General features: G+C 35.8%; 17 protein-coding genes. 16 read left to right on the plus strand and 1 reads right to left on the minus strand.

What is annotated here, in order from left to right; translation table 11 throughout:
• Positions 1 to 5: 5 nt before the first annotated feature.
• The 14 genes from LB449_RS00960 to LB449_RS01025 all read left to right on the plus strand — a co-directional run bounded on the left by LB449_RS00960 (position 6) and on the right by LB449_RS01025 (position 15,121).
• Complete coding sequence (locus LB449_RS00960; RefSeq protein ID WP_224453203.1) at positions 6 to 1,370, plus strand: tetratricopeptide repeat protein; 1,365 nt, start codon at positions 6 to 8, stop codon at positions 1,368 to 1,370.
• A complete protein-coding gene (locus LB449_RS00965; RefSeq protein WP_224453204.1) occupies positions 1,370 to 2,140 on the plus strand; it encodes a DUF4292 domain-containing protein in 771 nt (256 codons plus the stop codon). The genes LB449_RS00960 and LB449_RS00965 overlap by 1 nt, the downstream gene beginning before the upstream one ends.
• Positions 2,140 to 3,348, plus strand: a complete 1,209-nt coding sequence (locus tag LB449_RS00970; protein ID WP_224453205.1) for a murein hydrolase activator EnvC family protein — start codon at positions 2,140 to 2,142, stop codon at positions 3,346 to 3,348. The genes LB449_RS00965 and LB449_RS00970 overlap by 1 nt, the downstream gene beginning before the upstream one ends.
• 146 nt (positions 3,349 to 3,494) lie before the next feature.
• Positions 3,495 to 4,499: an AAA family ATPase gene (locus LB449_RS00975; RefSeq protein ID WP_224453206.1), complete on the plus strand. Its 1,005-nt coding sequence runs from the start codon at positions 3,495 to 3,497 to the stop codon at positions 4,497 to 4,499.
• 97 nt (positions 4,500 to 4,596) lie between these two features.
• Positions 4,597 to 5,460, plus strand: a complete 864-nt coding sequence (locus LB449_RS00980) for a DUF58 domain-containing protein (protein ID WP_224453207.1) — start codon at positions 4,597 to 4,599, stop codon at positions 5,458 to 5,460.
• Positions 5,461 to 5,526: 66 nt separating this feature from the next.
• Positions 5,527 to 7,107: a hypothetical protein gene (locus LB449_RS00985; RefSeq protein WP_394372305.1), complete on the plus strand. Its 1,581-nt coding sequence runs from the start codon at positions 5,527 to 5,529 to the stop codon at positions 7,105 to 7,107.
• The gene (locus LB449_RS00990) at positions 7,107 to 8,105 is read left to right on the plus strand and encodes a vWA domain-containing protein (RefSeq protein WP_394372306.1); all 999 of its coding nucleotides are present in this window, start codon (positions 7,107 to 7,109) and stop codon (positions 8,103 to 8,105) included. Before LB449_RS00985 ends, LB449_RS00990 begins: the two co-directional genes overlap by 1 nt.
• Positions 8,106 to 9,155 carry a VWA domain-containing protein gene (locus LB449_RS00995; RefSeq protein ID WP_224453210.1) on the plus strand — a complete coding sequence of 350 codons (1,050 nt, stop codon included), beginning with the start codon at positions 8,106 to 8,108 and terminating at the stop codon, positions 9,153 to 9,155. It begins immediately after the preceding gene.
• Positions 9,130 to 9,999, plus strand: a complete 870-nt coding sequence (locus LB449_RS01000) for a tetratricopeptide repeat protein (RefSeq protein WP_224453211.1) — start codon at positions 9,130 to 9,132, stop codon at positions 9,997 to 9,999. The genes LB449_RS00995 and LB449_RS01000 overlap by 26 nt, the downstream gene beginning before the upstream one ends.
• Before the next feature lies 1 nt (position 10,000).
• Positions 10,001 to 11,758 carry a BatD family protein gene (locus LB449_RS01005; RefSeq protein WP_224453212.1) on the plus strand — a complete coding sequence of 586 codons (1,758 nt, stop codon included), beginning with the start codon at positions 10,001 to 10,003 and terminating at the stop codon, positions 11,756 to 11,758.
• Between the two features lies 1 nt (position 11,759).
• Complete coding sequence (locus LB449_RS01010; protein ID WP_224453213.1) at positions 11,760 to 12,509, plus strand: tetratricopeptide repeat protein; 750 nt, start codon at positions 11,760 to 11,762, stop codon at positions 12,507 to 12,509.
• Between the two features lie 45 nt (positions 12,510 to 12,554).
• Complete coding sequence (locus LB449_RS01015; RefSeq protein WP_224453214.1) at positions 12,555 to 12,857, plus strand: hypothetical protein; 303 nt, start codon at positions 12,555 to 12,557, stop codon at positions 12,855 to 12,857.
• Positions 12,858 to 12,920: 63 nt separating this feature from the next.
• On the plus strand, positions 12,921 to 14,489 hold the full coding sequence (locus LB449_RS01020; RefSeq protein ID WP_224453215.1) for a SulP family inorganic anion transporter: 1,569 nt from the start codon (positions 12,921 to 12,923) through the stop codon (positions 14,487 to 14,489).
• 5 nt (positions 14,490 to 14,494) lie between these two features.
• Positions 14,495 to 15,121 (plus strand): carbonic anhydrase family protein, encoded by a 627-nt coding sequence (locus LB449_RS01025; protein ID WP_224453216.1) that lies wholly within the window; start codon positions 14,495 to 14,497, stop codon positions 15,119 to 15,121.
• A 50-nt stretch (positions 15,122 to 15,171) separates the two neighbouring features.
• Here the strand turns inward: LB449_RS01025 and LB449_RS01030 are convergent, their stop codons facing one another.
• Positions 15,172 to 15,693 carry a CvpA family protein gene (locus tag LB449_RS01030; RefSeq protein WP_224453217.1) on the minus strand — a complete coding sequence of 174 codons (522 nt, stop codon included), beginning with the start codon at positions 15,691 to 15,693 and terminating at the stop codon, positions 15,172 to 15,174.
• A gap of 45 nt (positions 15,694 to 15,738) precedes the next feature.
• Between LB449_RS01030 and LB449_RS01035 the strand changes: the two genes are divergently transcribed.
• Together LB449_RS01035 and pheS are read left to right on the plus strand one after the other, a co-directional pair.
• Positions 15,739 to 16,092, plus strand: a complete 354-nt coding sequence (locus LB449_RS01035; RefSeq protein ID WP_224453218.1) for a hypothetical protein — start codon at positions 15,739 to 15,741, stop codon at positions 16,090 to 16,092.
• A gap of 81 nt (positions 16,093 to 16,173) precedes the next feature.
• Entirely contained in the window at positions 16,174 to 17,196 is a 1,023-nt protein-coding gene (gene pheS / locus LB449_RS01040; RefSeq protein ID WP_224453219.1) for a phenylalanine--tRNA ligase subunit alpha, read from the plus strand.
• The last annotated feature ends 5 nt before the right edge of the window (positions 17,197 to 17,201 follow it).

A 17,201-nucleotide genomic window follows, 5' to 3' on the forward strand; every position in this document is an offset into this window, starting at 1 on the left:
AAAATATGTCTCAAAGCATTCGTCTTTTTTTTGTTTGTTGTTTTGTCTTAAGCTTTTCTGGTTACGCCCAGGAAAAAGACAACCTAACCGAAGACATCAATATTGATGAGCTTGGAAATAACACAGACGAATTTCAAGAGGTATTCTTCAGGGCGATCGCTCAGAGAGCTGTAGAAAACCCAGATAAAGCCATCGAGGAACTTAAAAAATGTCTGGAATTACAACCAGAAAGTACAGCGGTTTTTTACGAATTGGCCAAAAATTATATTGATTTAAAAGAGTATAAAAATGCAGAGGATTTTCTCAAGAAAACTATAGAAGATCCCCAGTACCAGAACGATGTGAATATTCACAAACAGCTATTTTTTGTCTTTAATATGCAGAAACGCTATGACGAAGCTATAGCTGAAGCAGAATTTATTTCTAAGATAGATCCAGTTTATTATCAAGAATTAGCCAATCTTCATTTGATCCGGGGAGAATATGTGTTAGCCTTAAAATCTTTAGATAACTACGATGCGGTAAAAGGTATAGATGAATTTCGGGATGATTTCCGAATGATTATTTATAAGGAAGGGTCTATTTTGAATGTCGGCATTGAGTTTTTTAAAAAGAGGTTTCAGAATTCGAAAGAAGATCTAAGAGCTGCTTCTTCACTTATGGAGCTTTACAGACTCAATAATTCTCCCCAAAAAGCAATAGAAGTAGGTGAAGAATTGGAGCAATATGCCGTCAATGATCCTGAAATTAACGTTGAATTGGCCATGGCATATTTGGTAACTAGAAATATTTCTCAAGCTAAAACGTACAGTAGAAAAGTAGTAGAGAGCCTAACTCTGGATGAAAAAGATAAAGTGAAAGTCATTAATACGTTTAAGACTTTGGCTATGAAAAACCCAGACGCTCAGGAAGCCTTTGTGAGTGTTTTGGATTCTGCTTTGTCTTCAGAAAAAAACTCTTCCAGCAAAGCAGAGCTGGGAGAATTTTATAAATCCAGAGATAAAGTAAAATCTCTAGAAAACTTCAAGTCTGCATTGCGCAATAAGCCCAACGATTTTAAGTTGATAAAGAATATTCTGGAGCTAGAGCTGGAACTGGATAAATATCAGGAAGCATTGGAAACAAGCGAAAATGCTTTGGAAAGTTTTCCTTCCCAGGCCTTGCTTTATTATACCAAAGGTTTTGCTTTGGGGCAGCTAGGGAATCATAAAAAGGCAGTTGAATTTTTGGAAACCACTCTAGATTATATTTTTGATGATGAAGCACTTAAGCAAAAAGTTTACAGTGCATTGAAAGAATCCTATCTTGCTTTGGGAAATCAAGAAAAGGCAAATGCTTACGAGCAGAAATTAATAATAATCTCCAATTGATGAATAAAAGTTTAAAAAGAATAAGTCTAGTTTTAATCATCTTTATATCCCTAACGGGTTGCAAATCTTCCAAAGTTGGTACTGGAGAAGATTTAAAAGAAAAATCTGCCAGAGCTGTTATAAGAACTTTTGAAAATAATCTAGCAGAATTCAAAACCGTCAATGGTAAAATAAAAGCAGGATATGAGACTGAAAGTAGTTCACAATCTATCAGTATAACGTACAGAATCGAAAAAGACAAGGCGATATGGATGAGCGCTAAAGTGATGGGGTTGCTACCAATAGCCAAGGTTTATATCACTCCAGATCGATTTCAGTACTACGAAAAAATCAACAGAACTTACTTTGATGGTGATTTTTCAATGGCTAAAGAATTTCTTGGTGTAGAAGTCAACTTTGAAAATCTTCAGAATTTGTTGATCGGAAGACCTATGTACGAACTTAAAAGGAATCAAATGCTTTTTGATGATAATGCTTACGTGTTCCTACAGAATATCAAATCTATTTTAGCTTTTTCTGCAATCATCGATAGTGGAAAATTTGAAATGAAATCTCAGTCTTTAGTCAATACGAAAAATGAAAGTTTAAAGGTTGATTATTTTAAATTTCAGTCCATAGATAATAAAAGATTTCCTTCAAAATTACTGATGAAAGCAAAAAAAGACGACGAAGAGGTGCTCATAGATATCGATTATCGCTCTGTCATTTTTGATGAAGAGTTAAGTTTTCCTTTTTCAATCCCTAATAATTACGAACGTTTAGAACTTTAATGAAAAACCTTCAGTACATACTATTGGTAGTTATACTTAGCTTTAGCTTAGTGAGCATGTCCCAGACAAGAGAAGAGCTTGAAACTAAACGCCAGGAAATTCAGCAGGAAATCGATGAGATCAATAGCATCATAAAAACTACAGAATCCAAGGGTAAATCTGCATTGGGTGAGTATGAGGATCTTCAGAAAAGAATTAAAGCAACCGAACGATTGATTCAGGTAAACAATCAGGAAGCGAATTTACTGACTAGAGAAATCAATACCAATGCCAATAAAATAGACAGACTTAGAAATGAACTGGAACAGCTGAAGGCCGACTATGAAAAGATGATCCAAAAGTCTTACAGAAGTAAATCAAGTAAAAGCAGAATCATGTTTTTGTTTTCTTCAGAATCTTTTTTACAAGCTTACAAAAGGATTCAATACATGAAACAATTTGCCCAGTATAGAAAAAAGCAGGGCGAAGAAGTTATGCAACAAACTAAAACGCTTCAAGAATTAAATTCAACTTTATTTGAACAGCGCCGAGACCAGGAAAAAATACTCGCTCAAAATCGTAAAACAAAATCCAGTCTGGTAAGTGATAAAAATAATCTTGAGCAATTGCTTGCTAGCATTAACAAGCAGAAGAAAAAATATGCTCAGGAGCTTAAGCAAAAACAACAGGAAGTCAGTAGAATAGACCGGGAAATTGACCGTTTAATTCGAGAGGCCATTGCCAAAGAAAACAAAAAGGTAGGATCAGACTCCAAAGCAACTTTTAAGTTATCCCCAGAAGCACAAGCTTTGGCCAAAGATTTTGCTCAAAACAAAGGTAAACTTCCGTGGCCTGTCAAGTCTGGAGTTGTTTCTATGCGTTTTGGAGAACGGCCACACCCTATTGTGAAAACCATAAAGGTGATGAGTAATGGCGTGAGAATAGATACTGAAAGGAACGGTAAAGCCCGTGCTGTCTTTGACGGAGAAGTTAGCCAGGTCAGCAAGATTCCCGGGGCAAACGTAGTTGTGATGATACGTCATGGAGATTATTTATCTATATATAACAATTTGCAAAAAGTTTTTGTGAAGTCCGGAGATAAAATAACGAGGGGCGAAGAAATTGGTGAAGTGGGAATCAATTCCTCATCAGGGAAAACAACTCTTATTTTCCAGCTATTCAAAAACACCAATAAGCTAAATCCAGAGCAGTGGATTTACAAAATGTAATTTTAGAAATCTTTCCATTTTCCGGTTAATCATAAGCTTATGGTAAATAGCTGATTTTTAACCAAGAATTAACAACAGAAAATAGATTAAATTTTCAATTTGCATGCGCATATAAGAATAGGTTATAATACTATAAGAACAACAATATGGAACAAGATCAAGCTAATGTAGACATTGCCTCCATTAACGAAAAGATAGAAAAGGAAAGTGCCTTTGTAGACCTGCTTACCAACGAAATGAATAAGGTCATTGTGGGACAAAAGCATATGGTAGAACGATTATTGATTGGCCTCCTTGGTCAGGGGCATATTCTTCTGGAAGGAGTTCCTGGCCTGGCAAAAACACTTGCCATCAACACGCTCTCCAAAGCTGTACAAGGTAGTTTCAGCAGGATTCAGTTTACTCCAGATTTATTACCAGCAGACGTTGTAGGAACGATGATCTACAACATGAAGGAAAATAGTTTCAACATCAAAAAAGGACCTATTTTCGCCAATTTTGTATTGACCGATGAGATCAATCGTGCTCCGGCAAAAGTACAGTCAGCATTGCTGGAAGCTATGCAGGAAAAGCAGGTAACCATTGGTGATGAAACTTTTATACTTGACAAGCCATTTTTAGTCATGGCTACCCAAAACCCGGTTGAGCAAGAAGGAACTTACCCTCTGCCAGAAGCGCAAGTCGATAGATTTATGCTGAAAACAGTGATCGATTACCCAAATCTTCAGGATGAACAACTCGTCATGAGAGCTAACCTGAACAATAGCTTTGGGAAAGTAAATCCTGTGGTTTCTACAGACCAGATTCTTCGTGCTCAAAGCGCGGTGAGAGAGGTCTATATGGATGAGAAAATAGAGAAATACATTCTGGATATCATTTTTGCTACACGTTATCCTGAGAAATATAAGCTAGCTGAAATCAAGCCGCTCATTAGTTTTGGAGCATCTCCAAGGGGAAGTATTAACCTGGCAATTGCTGCCAAGTGTTACGCCTTCATCAAGCGCAGAGGCTATGTGATTCCAGAGGATGTGAGAGCGGTAGTCTACGATGTGTTGAGACACAGAGTAGGGATTACTTATGAAGCAGAGGCAGAAAACATCAAATCTGAGGATTTGATAAGTAAAATCATAAACGAAGTAGAGGTTCCTTAAGATTTACTTCTGAATGTATTCAGAACAAGCTTATAAGATTCTAGATATTATACTTATTTGATTGAATTCTAAATCAAATAAAAAGTAATCACACTGCATGGATACCAAATCTCTTTTAAAAAAGGTAAGAAAAATTGAAATCAAAACGCGTCGGTTGAGTGATCACGTGTTTGGTGGAGAGTACCATTCTACATTCAAAGGTCGGGGGATGACCTTTAGTGAAGTGCGTGCTTACCAATTTGGAGACGATGTAAGATCTATAGACTGGAATGTTACGGCGAGATATAATGAGCCATTCGTGAAGGTCTTTGAAGAGGAGCGAGAATTGACAATGATGTTGCTTGTAGATATATCAGAATCGACAGCCTTTGGAACACGGGAAACTTTCAAAAAAGATATTATTACAGAAATGGCAGCGACGCTTGCTTTTTCTGCAACTAAGAACAACGATAAGATTGGTCTCATGTTATTTTCAGACCAAATAGAACTGTATATTCCGCCCAAAAAAGGAAGAATGCACGTGTTGAGAATTATCCGAGAGCTTATAGAATTTAAACCCTCAAACAAGACAACCAATCTTTCTAAAGCCTTTAAATACCTCATTGATATGATGAAGAAAAAGGCGATTGTGTTTGTGCTTTCAGATTTCTTGACAGATGATTATGAGCATACTTTAAAAATATTAGGGCAAAAGCATGATGTCACAGGCATTAGGATTTATGATGAGCGGGAGGAGGAATTACCCAATCTTGGAATGGTCCAAATGAAAGATGCAGAGTCTGGTAAAGCCATGTGGGTAAATACGTCGAGTAAATCAACCAGAAAAGGATATACAAAGTATTACAGGGATAGAGTAGATTATTTCCAGAGAGCATTCAAACTGAGTGGTTCAGGATTTTTGAGTACCCGTGTGGATCAGAATTATGTTATTAAACTTCTTGGATATTTCAAATCCAGATAATTATATATGAGTAGAAAAAGACTTTTTACAATCGATAGTTTAACATTAAAATCATTACTGATTGTGATGTTGCTTTTAGTTTGTAGCATCAGCCATGCTCAGGAGGTAAGTTTCGAAGCCGACAAGGATACCATTCAGATTGGTGAACAAATAGATTATCTCATTAAAGTAGATGAGATCAGTGAAGAAGACTTGGTCATATTTCCCAAAGACCAAACCTTTGTGCCTCTGGAAATGGTGGAAGACTATAAAATTGATACTCTAAACCCTCAGGCCAAGACCTTCACTCTTACCAAACTTTATAAGTTAACTCAGTTTGATTCCGGTACTTATTCTGTTCCTCCGCAGTTGGTCAAAATCAATGAAAAAGCCTTTTATACAGATACATTAAAGGTGAGAGTTAACGATGTCGTATTGGATACCACTAAACAAAAGTTGTATCCCATCAAACCTTCAATAGGTGTTGACAAGCCCTTTGCTTTGCCATCCTGGTTTTGGTGGATTTTAATTGCCCTCTTGATTTTAGCAGGAATTGCCTTTTTAGTTTTTAAACTGAAGAAAAAAAGAGATGAGGCAAAACGTAGAATTCCTCCTTACGAACAAGCGATGATCTCTCTAAAGGAGCTTGATAAATCATCAGTCCTGGAAAACAGAAACTTTAAGGAGTACATATCTGAGCTCACTTATATAACGAGACGGTATTTAGAAGAAAAATTGGAAATACGCGCTTTAGAATTTACAACCAACGAACTTATATCTGAATTAAAATTCAAAAAAGAAAAGAAAAAATTAGCGCTCAAAGAGGACATGATTTTAGAGTACGAAAAGATATTGAAGCGTGCTGATCTTGCTAAATTTGCCAATAGCAGACCAGACCTTATTACTTTAAAGTCAGACAGGAAGCAAATAGAAAAATTTCTAAAACAAGTCCAAAGTTCTATTCCTCAAATTACGGAAGAGGAGAAGAAGAAAGACGAAGCTTTCCAAAAAGCACTGGCCAAAAAACGTAAAAAACAGAAGTGGATCGTTGGTATTGTACTTGGGCTCCTATTTATAATAGTTACGGTTTCTGCTGTAGTTGCTACAAAAGGTTTTGAATATTTAAGGGACACTGTTATAGGGAACCCGTCTAAAGAATTGCTTAAAGGAGACTGGGTGACCAGTGATTATGGAGTGCCGCCAATAAGCATGACGACTCCAGATGTATTGATAAGAGGAGAGTTGGATCTTCCTGAAGAAATTTTAGAAAATGTGGCTAACAAAGAAACTTATAGCTTTGGAACGTTGTATCAAAACATATACGTGACACTGAATAAAGTAAGATTTAAAGACTCTCAGGACATCGATTTAGACGTAATTGTAGATAGAATTTATAGCAATTTAGAAGAGCGTGGTGCTTACAATATCATTACAAAATCAGAAGATTTTGAAACTTTGGGAGGAGTAAAAGGTAAAAAGGTGTTTGGAAGTTTCTCAATCGAAAATCCTATTACCAAGAAAGACATCAAGAAGGAGTACAAGATCGTGAATTTTGGAAGAGGTGGTTTTCAGCAAGTCATTATTTTTTATGATCGGGACGATGAATTTGGTGAGAAGATTTCCAATAGAATATTGAATGCTGTAGAATTTAAAAACTTAAGTCAATGATTTTTGAAAACTTCACATTTGAAAATCCAAACTGGTTTTGGCTATTATTGTCTATTCCGTTGGCAGTGTTCTGGTATTTTAAAAAGCGTCAGCAACAAACAGCTACTCTCAAAATTTCCAGTACACAAGGCTTTACAAAAAGTACTTTAGCCCAGCTTCGACCTTTATTGTTTATTCTTAAGATGCTGGCTCTTGTCTTTTTAACCATCGCCATGGCGAGGCCAAGGACAGTAGATGTAACTACCAAAGTTAAAAAAACGGAAGGTATTGATATCATCATGGCTGTGGATATTTCTGCAAGCATGCTTGCCAGAGACTTGGAGCCAAACCGCCTGGAAGCTTTGAAAAAAGTAGCAAACAATTTTGTAAATGGTAGACCAAACGATAGAATAGGTCTTGTCATCTATGCTGGAGAAAGCTATACTAAAACTCCACTGACAAGTGACAAGTCAATTATCATAAATGCTTTAAACGATCTTGATTACACCCAAAACATTGAAGGCGGAACAGCCATAGGTATGGGTCTTGCCACTTCTGTAAATAAACTGAAAGACAGCAAAGCAGAAAGTAAGGTTATTATCTTATTGACAGATGGTGAAAACAACGCAGGGTTTATAGACCCTATTACCGCAACACAACTGGCAACAGAGTATGATATAAAAACTTACACAATCGGTGTAGGAAGTAACGGCATGGCTCTCTCTCCGGTAGGAATAAAACCTAACGGGCAGTTTGAATATAGAAATGTGGAGGTGAAAATTGACGAAGCCTTGATGAAAACCATAGCAGAAAGCACTGGGGGAAAATACTTTAGAGCAACAGATAATGAAAAATTCCAAGCCATCTATGAAGAAATTGATGCCTTGGAAAAAACGGAAATTGAAGAATTTAAGTTTTATAATTATGATGAGAAATACAGATTTTTCTTGATCATTGCCGGAGCTTTATTATTTCTGGAATTTTTATTGAAACACACACTTTTTAGAAGTTTTGTATAAATGTTTATAATAGAAGAACATATTTATTTTTGGGGTTTTGTGGTCTTGCCAGTTCTGCTACTCTTGTTTTTGAGTTATGTGTACTGGAAGAAGAAAACGCAGAAGAAATTTGCTGAGGCAAGTTTGTTCAAAAAACTGGCGCCAGAGCAATCTAGTTTTAAGTCAAATTTAAAATTCATTGTGCTTTCTCTAGCTTTCGCCTGTTTTGTTATGGCCCTTGTGAATCCAAAACTTGGCACAAAGTTGGAAACTGTAAAGCGGGAAGGCGTTGATATTGTCTTCGCATTGGACGTTTCAAAAAGTATGCTGGCAGAGGATATTGCTCCAAATAGACTTGAAAAGTCCAAACGTATTATTACTGAAATTATAAATAATTTGACGTCAGACCGTGTCGGACTTGTAGGTTATGCGGGAAGTGCTTTTCCTCAAGTTCCCATAACTACAGATTATGCGAGTACAAAAACATTCTTACAAAGCATGAATACTGAGATGGTTTCTAGTCAGGGAACTGCTATTTCTCAGGCCCTGGATTTGGCAAGATCGTATTACAATGATGATGATCAAACCAACAAAGTGTTGGTGATATTGTCTGAAGGTGAAGATCATGATGGTAACGCTGAAAGTATGGCAGAGCAAGCCGCAGAAGAAGGAATAAGAATTTATACGATTGGAGTAGGAACTGAGCGTGGAGACCCAATTCCCATTAAAGAAAATGGGAGAATACAATCTTATTTGAAAAATGACGCTGGTGAAACGGTGATCACCAAAAAAGATACGGAGACTTTACAAAAAATTGCAGAAATTGGAAACGGGAGTTACATTGATGGGACAAGTACTTCTGAAGCAGTAGAGGAGATACTTGGCGAATTACAAAAAATCGAAAAAACAGAATTTGAAGCTAAACAATTTGCTGACTTTAAGAGTAAATATCAATGGTTTTTAGGGTTTGGTATATTTTTGGTACTTTTTGATATACTCTTGCTGGAAAGAAAAACAGCATGGATTAAACGATTAAATTTATTTAATGAGAGAACGAAAGATGAAGAATAAGACTATATTTTTATTTTTCGCAATAAGTTTACTTACTGCGATTTCGACGCAGTCTCAAAGTTCTTTGAATGCGTCCAAGGAAGCTAAAACTTTATTGGCTGAAGCTGAGTTAAGCGATCTTAGCTTCCCCCTTTCTGAAGCTAAAATCAGAAAAGCAAAAGCTATAGATAAAGACAACTCAGATATAAGTTACAATTTCGGTAATCTTTATATTAAAAACAATGAACTGGAATCTGCAAGACTGAGGCTTGTTGAATCTATTGAAAGCACTGAAAATAAATCTTTGAAGCATAAAAGCTATCACAACCTGGGTAATGTTTTAATGGAGGAAAAACAATACCAAATGGCAATTGATGCTTATAAAGATGCCTTGAGAAATGATCCTACGGATGAAGAAACTCGTTACAATTTGGCTTACGCTAGGTCAAAATTGAAAGATGAGAAAAATGACGAGAGTGGAGATGGTGATGATAATCAAGACGAAAGTCAAGATGAAAACGAAGACGAAAGCGAAGACAATAAAGACAAGGGAGAAAACGAGGACAAGGATAAAGATGATCAAAACAAAGATCAGGATGAGGACAAAGGAGACGAAAATGAAAGTGAGGACGATCAAAAAGATGATAAAGGCGATAAAGACAAGCAAGAGAAGGAGCAGGAAGGTGATGGAGGAGATCAAAAGAAAGAGCAACCTCAGCAGCCTCAAAACCAAAAGGGACAAATCTCCCCAGAGCAAATTCAGCGTTTGCTAGAAGCTATTGAGAATCAGGAAAAAGACGTTCAGGAAAAACTGAATGCACAGAAGGCTAAAGGTCAAAAATCTAAAACAGGTAAAGACTGGTAAAATGAAACAGATTACAATTTTATTGGTTTTCTTATGCAGCTTATCTTCTTTGGCTCAAGTTTCCTTTACAGCTGAAGCAAGTCGGTCGAAATTAGGCATCAACGAACGCTTAAAAGTTGAATTTAAAGTAGATGCCAATGGTGATAATTTCAGGCCTCCAGGGTTTGAAGGTTTGAGTAAAATCGGTGGGCCTAACCAATTTTATTCTCAGCATTATGAAAATGGAAAAAGTACGTTTATAAAAACATATACTTATTTCTTTCAACCAGAAAAGCGAGGAAAAATAACTATTGGTCAGGCAGAAATCACCGTAGAGGGTCAAGTGTATAAAACTTCGCCAATTGAGGTAGAAGTCACAGCAGCGGTTGATACGCCAAATCAATCCAGAGCAGTTGCAGAAGCAGGAGATGGTATTCATTTGATAGCTGAAGTAAGTAGATCTAAGCCTTATTTGAATGAAGGGATTTATGTAGTGTACAAACTGTTTTTAAGCCCAACGGTAAATATTAGAAATTGGAGACCTTTGGATGATCCAAAGTTTGAAGGGTTTTGGAGTCAAAACATCAATATAGATCAGCTTGAACTAAAAGAAGGAGAATTTGGAGGTCAGCCCTATCGCTATGTAGAACTTCGTAAAACAGTTCTATATCCTCAGAAAACAGGTGAACTTAAAATTGAACCTTTATCCTTGGCTGTATCTGTAGAGGTGCCAACAGATAAGAGAGATTTTTTTGGCAGACGTACGTATGATGTAGTAGAAAAAAACTTTTCTGCCAATACCAAGACTATAGATGTAAAGCCTTTGCCAGAAGAAAATAAGCCTGAAGGTTTCTCTGGTGCAGTTGGTGAGTTTGATTTCAAATTGAAAGCCAATAAAAAGGAACTCGATGCGCAAACATCACTTGAGTTAACTTCAGAAGTCAGCGGAAAAGGTAACTTAAAATTGTTCAATTTACCAAAGATCCAATCACCCTCATCTTTTGAAGTTTACGAGCCAGAACGAAATGAAAATGTGAGAACGACCAGCCTTGGAATGCGGGGAAGTATTTCAGAAAAATATACGGTTATTCCTGAATTCAAAGGTGAATATGTGATTCAGCCTACTTCGTTTTCATATTTCAACCCTAATACTAAATCTTACGAAACTTTAAAATCTACTCCGATTACGATTCAGGTAAATTCTGGTCCAGAACCACCAGAAGAACGTCAGGCAGCCTCAGAAAATGATTCCAAAAGGCCTCAAAATATTATTTCTTCAAAAAGTAATTTTAATTATATTAAATTGGAAACCAACTTCAAGGAGAAAAATGAAACTCAATTTTTCCAATCTCCACTGTATTGGGCTCTGTTTTTCATACCATTTTTAAGTATTCCATTTATGCTGATTTTTGGTAAAGTAAAAAATAGGGAGATTGATGAGAATCAAGCACAACTAAAACACGCTAACAAATTGGCAAAACGGTATCTGTCTGAAGCGAAAAAGAATATCGGTGATTCAAAAGCTTTTTATGAATCCTTAGAGAGAGCACTTCATAATTACATGAAAGCAAGATTAAAGATTCAGACTTTAGATATGCAAAAAGATAAAATCCAGGAACTACTTTCAGAAAAAGGAGTTTCTCAGGAAACAACAAAAGGGTTCTTAAAAATTCTTGAAAGTTGCGAGCTAGCTAGATATACCCCTTCAGTCACCGAAGACATGAAAAACGATTTTGAAAAAGCCGCGAAAGTTATTTCTGAAATTGATAAAGAAGTTTAAGATGAAGTTTTATAATTACTTATTAATAGTCTTATTCAGTTGTTCTGTATTAGCTCAGGGAGACGATACTTTTGAGAAAGCAAATTCGGCCTATGCAGACGATGAGTTTGAACAGGCAGTGAAGCTGTATGACAGTGTTTTAGCAGATGGATTTGTATCTGCCGAATTGTATTTCAACCTGGGCAATGCTTATTTCAAGCAGAACGATTTAGCTAACGCTATTTATCATTACGAAAAAGCACTTCAGTACAATCCATCAGACCAGGACATTCAGGAAAATCTTGAAATAGCAAATACACAAACAATAGATAAAATCGAAGATGTTCCAGAGTCTAATCTTAATTCTCTTATCTTTAATATTACACATGCAATGACATTGAACTCCTGGGGATGGTTAAGCATAATTTTATCTGTATTATTTGGAGTATTTATGGTTCTTTATTTTAGAAGTTCCGCAACTAAGGGAAAACGCAGGAATTTTTCGATTGCCATACTTCTTGTTGTGTTGGCTGCTGCAAGTTTGCTTTTTGGCCGTTTTCAAAATGAGCTCCAGGAAGAACAATCCTACGCTATTATTTTCGAAAATCAATTACCAGCTCATGTAGAGCCAAATCCTAGAAGTGATGTCAATTTTGAGTTGAATCAAGGTACGAAAGTTAGCTTGGGATCAACATTTAGAGAGTATACCCAGATAGAACTCCCCGACGGTTCTAAAGGTTGGATTAAAACCTTATCCTTTAAAAAATTATAAAAACCACCAATCACTCTTTAACTAATCCATATATTTGTTTAATATATGAGATTAAAACTATTTATACTTATTTTTTCATTTGCCAATCTTTTGGTAACTCCTACTCTTGTTATGCTTCAGGATAGCGGGGATGATATTTCTTTTTTTATTACCGCTAATGAAGAAGAAAATTCAGAAAAAAATGGTTTTTCTTTTGGTGAATATGTTAACGATGAATTTAAAAGAATAGTATCATCTCAGAATTACTACTTTTCAGAATCATTTTCACATTTTATATGTAATTATAAAAGTGTCTACCAACAAGTAGTTTCCCCACCTCCGGATTTTAAATTGAATTACTTCAGTTAATTTCAAAATTTCAATTTAAAAATCTAACAATTTCTTTTATAGAAATACTATTTTAAAACGTTTATGTTTAAATATTTAAACAAAGATCTTCCAGCCAGTGTGGTTGTGTTTTTTGTCGCTTTACCTTTATGTCTTGGTATTGCATTAGCGAGTGGAGCTCCACTTTTTTCAGGATTAATCGCCGGAATAGTAGGTGGAATTGTTGTAGGTTCTTTAAGTGGATCCTCTCTAGGTGTGAGTGGTCCTGCTGCTGGTCTTGCAGTTATTGTTCTTAGTGCCATTGCGAGTTTAGGGAAATATGAGTATTTTCTTGTTGCAGTAGTTATAGGTGGAGCCTTACAGATTCTTTTAGGCTTACTTAAAGCCGGAGTTATCGGCTACTATTTTCCGTCTTCAGTCATTAAAGGAATGCTAGCGGGAATAGGAATCATTATTTTTCTTAAGCAATTTTCTGTAGCATTTGGTCTGTCAGACGATTATGAGTTTTTCCATTACAATATTGGTACTATGCTGAATAATATTGTCATAGCATGGGAAAACCTATCTTTTGGTACGCTAGCCATTACTATTATAAGTATTGGCATTATGATATTTTGGTCCTCAGTATTAGAAAAGAAGCATCAAATATTTAAAATAATACCAGGTCCTTTAGTCGCTGTTTTGGTAGGTGTGTTTTATAAACTTTTTATAGATGACTCTAGCTTACTAGGAATTTCAGACTCAAACTTAGTGAGCGTTCCAGTTCCTGACAATTTATCTGATTTCCTCAACCAATTTACCTTCCCAGATTTTTCAATCATTACAAGCACTGAAGTTTGGGTTGTAGGTTTTACAATTGCTGTTGTAGCGAGTTTGGAAACCTTATTGAGTGTTGAAGCTACAGATAAACTGGATCCAAGAAAAAGAGTAACCCCGACCAACCGGGAATTACTTGCTCAAGGAACTGGAAATATGCTTTCTGGATTCATAGGTGGTTTGCCTATTACTCAGGTTATTGTGAGAAGTTCTGCTAATATCCAGTCTGGTGGTCGCACAAAAATGTCAGCTATTTTACACGCTATTTGGTTACTACTTGCAGTCGTATTTATTCCGGATTTATTGAACCTTATTCCGCTAGCTGTTCTTGCCGGAGTTTTGTTTATTGTTGGTTTCAAGTTAGCAAAGCCCTCCCTTTTTGTAAGTATGTTCAAATTAGGGAAAAAGCAATATTTGCCCTTTATAGTTACCGTTTTAGGAATTGTATTGAGCGATTTGCTAACAGGTATTGGACTTGGTCTCCTAGTTGGACTTACGATTGTATTGATCAACAGCTTTAAAAATTCACATTTTCTTCATACAAAAGAAGACGAAAAAGGAGAAGATAAGTTTATTAAAATGACACTAGCAGAAGAAGTTACTTTTTTCAACAAAGGCGCTATTTTAAACTCATTAAATAATATTGAACCCAATACAAATCTTGAAATTGATATTCGGAAGTCCCAATTTTTAGATTATGATATCCTAGAAATCCTTCAAGATTTTGCAATAAAAGCTAAAAATAATAATATAGAAATTACTATTATTTCAGATCTTGGAGAGTTTAAAAACCCAAGTAGCTATTCAAAATTTTTTAATATTAATTCAGAATACTAAACACTATGCTCAAAAAAATCATAACTAAACAAGAACAGGAAGCTTTAACACCAGATGAAGTTTTAAAAGACCTTATGAATGGTAATAAACGCTTTACCTCAGATGATTTTCACTCTAGAGATTATAATTCAATGAAAGTAAGTGCTACAGGTGGGCAATATCCAAAAGCTATTATTTTATCATGTGTAGACAGTCGAGTACCTGTAGAAACTGTTTTTGATCAGGGTATTGGTGATGTTTTTGTCGCACGAGTTGCCGGAAATTTTGAAAATACTGACATTTTGGGAAGCATGGAGTATGCCTGTAAAGTAGCTGGGAGTAAACTTGTCTTTGTGCTTGGTCATGAGAGTTGTGGTGCTGTGAGTGCTGCCTGTGATGGTGTTGAATTAGGAAATATCACACATCTTCTTAAGAATTTAAAACCAGCGGTTGAAGCAGTAGTAACAGATGGGAAAAGAGATTCTACCAATAAAGAGTTTGTTCATGATGTTGTTCAAAAAAATGTAGAATTAACCATGGACAGAGTTAGAGAAAAAAGCTCAATCTTGAAAAGTATGGAGGAAAAAGAAGAAATAAAAATAGTTGGTGGGGTCTACTCACTTCAAACAGGTGAAGTAGAACTACTGCCTTAAAATTTATTTTTCCTAAAGAATTTAAACCTCGAGTGAAAGCCCGAGGTTTATTATTTGGCGTGTTGGTTTTCCAAAAGTTCACTTTCATCTAGCAATTGTTCTAAAGAGGGCAGCAGTGTTGAACTTAATTCTCTTATAGTGGAGACAATGACTGATTCTTGCAGTTTTGTTTCTGTGAGAAATCTACCTTCACCATTTATGTAATCAAATATTAGTAGTATAATTAAAATAAATAATCCCATTTTGATAATGCCAAACAGCGCTCCAAAGATCCTATTGATCAAGCCTAGCGCAATGCTATGAACAATGGTAGTTAGAATTTTGGCAAGAATTGAAACTAAGATGACAATACCAATAAATACGATAAAAAAACTAGTAATCTCAATACTTGAGACAGACCAGTCCGTCCATTTTTCAAGATAACCTTCAGCAAAATAGCCATATTTTATACCTCCAAAGATTCCTACCAGTAAGGCTACTATTCCTGCAAGTTCTACAATAAATCCCTTTTGAAAACCCCTTATAAAACCAAGTAAAAGGAAAACCCCCAGAACAATATCTATCACATTCATAGCGCCAAATATAAGCAATTCGGTTAAAGCGAGTACCTTTGTAACATGAGAGATGAGTTACTAAAAACACGATGGGAAACCCTTCAAAATAAGCTATCTAATCAATTTGCAGATGGCGAACAAATGGATATAGATGCAATAATCTATTTAGTAGGGGTGCAAGAACTTGGTCAACCACAGGCTAAATTCAAAAAAGACGATAAAGTCAACTTGATGCATATCGCTATTTGTACAGTCTTAGAACCTTATGGGTTTTATGAGTTTGATTTTGTAGATGAAGACGGATGGCCACATTTTAATAATATTTCAAAATTACCCGCTCTTAAAGCTGGAGAACAAACTGTATTGATGAAAGAAGCACTGGTCAGCTATTTTCTCAAACGCAAATACATAGAATAGCATCAGGCTTTAAATAATAAGTTTTCTAAGTAAGAAACGGTGTATTTTTTCTAAATTTGCCAATTCATTTTACCAACTACCATGATAGACAAGATAAAAGGATATATAGATGAAGTTGAGCGTTTTACAGCTGACAAAGCTGAAGATGTTGAACAATTCAGAATACAATATCTAGGGAAAAAAGGGATTTTAAATGAGTTTTTTGCTGAGTTTAAAAACGTTCCTAATGAGCAGAAAAAGGAATTTGGTAAAACGATCAACCAGCTTAAAGTAGCTGCTCAAGAAAAAGTGGATCAATTGAAGGGAGAAATCGCTTCAAAAGTTGAAGATAAAGGAATTTATGGCGATCTCACTAGGCCAGGTGAGCCAATGGAAATCGGAGCAAGACATCCTATATCTTTGGTTAAAAACAGAATTACAGAAATTTTTTCAAACATTGGTTTCAATGTATCAGAAGGCCCAGAAATCGAAGATGACTGGCATAATTTTACAGCTCTTAACTTACCTGAATACCACCCGGCAAGAGATATGCAGGATACGTTTTTCATTCAAACCGATCCGAAAGATATTTTGTTGAGAACGCATACATCTAGCGTCCAAGTTCGTTACATGGAGAATAACGAACCTCCTATCAGGACGATTTCTCCTGGTAGAGTGTTCAGAAATGAGGATATATCTTCCAGATCTCACTGTATCTTTCATCAGGTAGAAGGATTATACATCGATAAGAATGTGTCTTTCAAAGATTTGAAGCAGACTTTGATCTACTTTACCAAAGAGTTGTTTGGTAAATCTAAAATTAGATTAAGACCTTCTTATTTCCCATTTACTGAGCCTAGCGCTGAGGTCGATATCTACTGGGGTTTAGAAACGGAAACCGATTACAGAATTACAAAAGGTACTGGCTGGTTGGAAATCATGGGTTGTGGAATGGTCGACCCTAATGTGTTGAAGAATTGTAATATCGATCCTAAAGAATATAGCGGTTTTGCTTTTGGAATGGGTATAGAACGTATTGCGATGCTGCTTTATCAAATAGGAGATATCCGTATGTTTTATGAAAACGATGTGCGTTTTCTGGAGCAATTTAAATCTTCATTTTAAATTCA

Source organism: Psychroflexus lacisalsi (genome assembly GCF_020164495.1).
Classification (GTDB): Bacteria; Bacteroidota; Bacteroidia; order Flavobacteriales; family Flavobacteriaceae; genus Psychroflexus; species Psychroflexus lacisalsi.

What these genes read in the sequence shown, in the direction of transcription:
- LB449_RS00980 (WP_224453207.1), top strand. Translation starts at nt 4,597, where the DNA reads ATGGATACCAAATCTCTTTTAAAAAAGGTAAGAAAAATTGAAATCAAA.
- LB449_RS00965 (WP_224453204.1), top strand. Translation starts at nt 1,370, where the DNA reads ATGAATAAAAGTTTAAAAAGAATAAGTCTAGTTTTAATCATCTTTATA.
- LB449_RS01025 (WP_224453216.1), top strand. Translation starts at nt 14,495, where the DNA reads ATGCTCAAAAAAATCATAACTAAACAAGAACAGGAAGCTTTAACACCA.
- LB449_RS01035 (WP_224453218.1), top strand. Translation starts at nt 15,739, where the DNA reads ATGAGAGATGAGTTACTAAAAACACGATGGGAAACCCTTCAAAATAAG.
- LB449_RS01020 (WP_224453215.1), top strand. Translation starts at nt 12,921, where the DNA reads ATGTTTAAATATTTAAACAAAGATCTTCCAGCCAGTGTGGTTGTGTTT.
- LB449_RS01015 (WP_224453214.1), top strand. Translation starts at nt 12,555, where the DNA reads ATGAGATTAAAACTATTTATACTTATTTTTTCATTTGCCAATCTTTTG.
- LB449_RS01005 (WP_224453212.1), top strand. Translation starts at nt 10,001, where the DNA reads ATGAAACAGATTACAATTTTATTGGTTTTCTTATGCAGCTTATCTTCT.
- LB449_RS01000 (WP_224453211.1), top strand. Translation starts at nt 9,130, where the DNA reads ATGAGAGAACGAAAGATGAAGAATAAGACTATATTTTTATTTTTCGCA.
- LB449_RS00960 (WP_224453203.1), top strand. Translation starts at nt 6, where the DNA reads ATGTCTCAAAGCATTCGTCTTTTTTTTGTTTGTTGTTTTGTCTTAAGC.
- LB449_RS00970 (WP_224453205.1), top strand. Translation starts at nt 2,140, where the DNA reads ATGAAAAACCTTCAGTACATACTATTGGTAGTTATACTTAGCTTTAGC.
- LB449_RS00995 (WP_224453210.1), top strand. Translation starts at nt 8,106, where the DNA reads ATGTTTATAATAGAAGAACATATTTATTTTTGGGGTTTTGTGGTCTTG.
- LB449_RS01010 (WP_224453213.1), top strand. Translation starts at nt 11,760, where the DNA reads ATGAAGTTTTATAATTACTTATTAATAGTCTTATTCAGTTGTTCTGTA.
- LB449_RS00985 (WP_394372305.1), top strand. Translation starts at nt 5,527, where the DNA reads ATGTTGCTTTTAGTTTGTAGCATCAGCCATGCTCAGGAGGTAAGTTTC.
- LB449_RS00975 (WP_224453206.1), top strand. Translation starts at nt 3,495, where the DNA reads ATGGAACAAGATCAAGCTAATGTAGACATTGCCTCCATTAACGAAAAG.
- pheS (WP_224453219.1), top strand. Translation starts at nt 16,174, where the DNA reads ATGATAGACAAGATAAAAGGATATATAGATGAAGTTGAGCGTTTTACA.
- LB449_RS01030 (WP_224453217.1), bottom strand. Translation starts at nt 15,693, where the DNA reads ATGAATGTGATAGATATTGTTCTGGGGGTTTTCCTTTTACTTGGTTTT.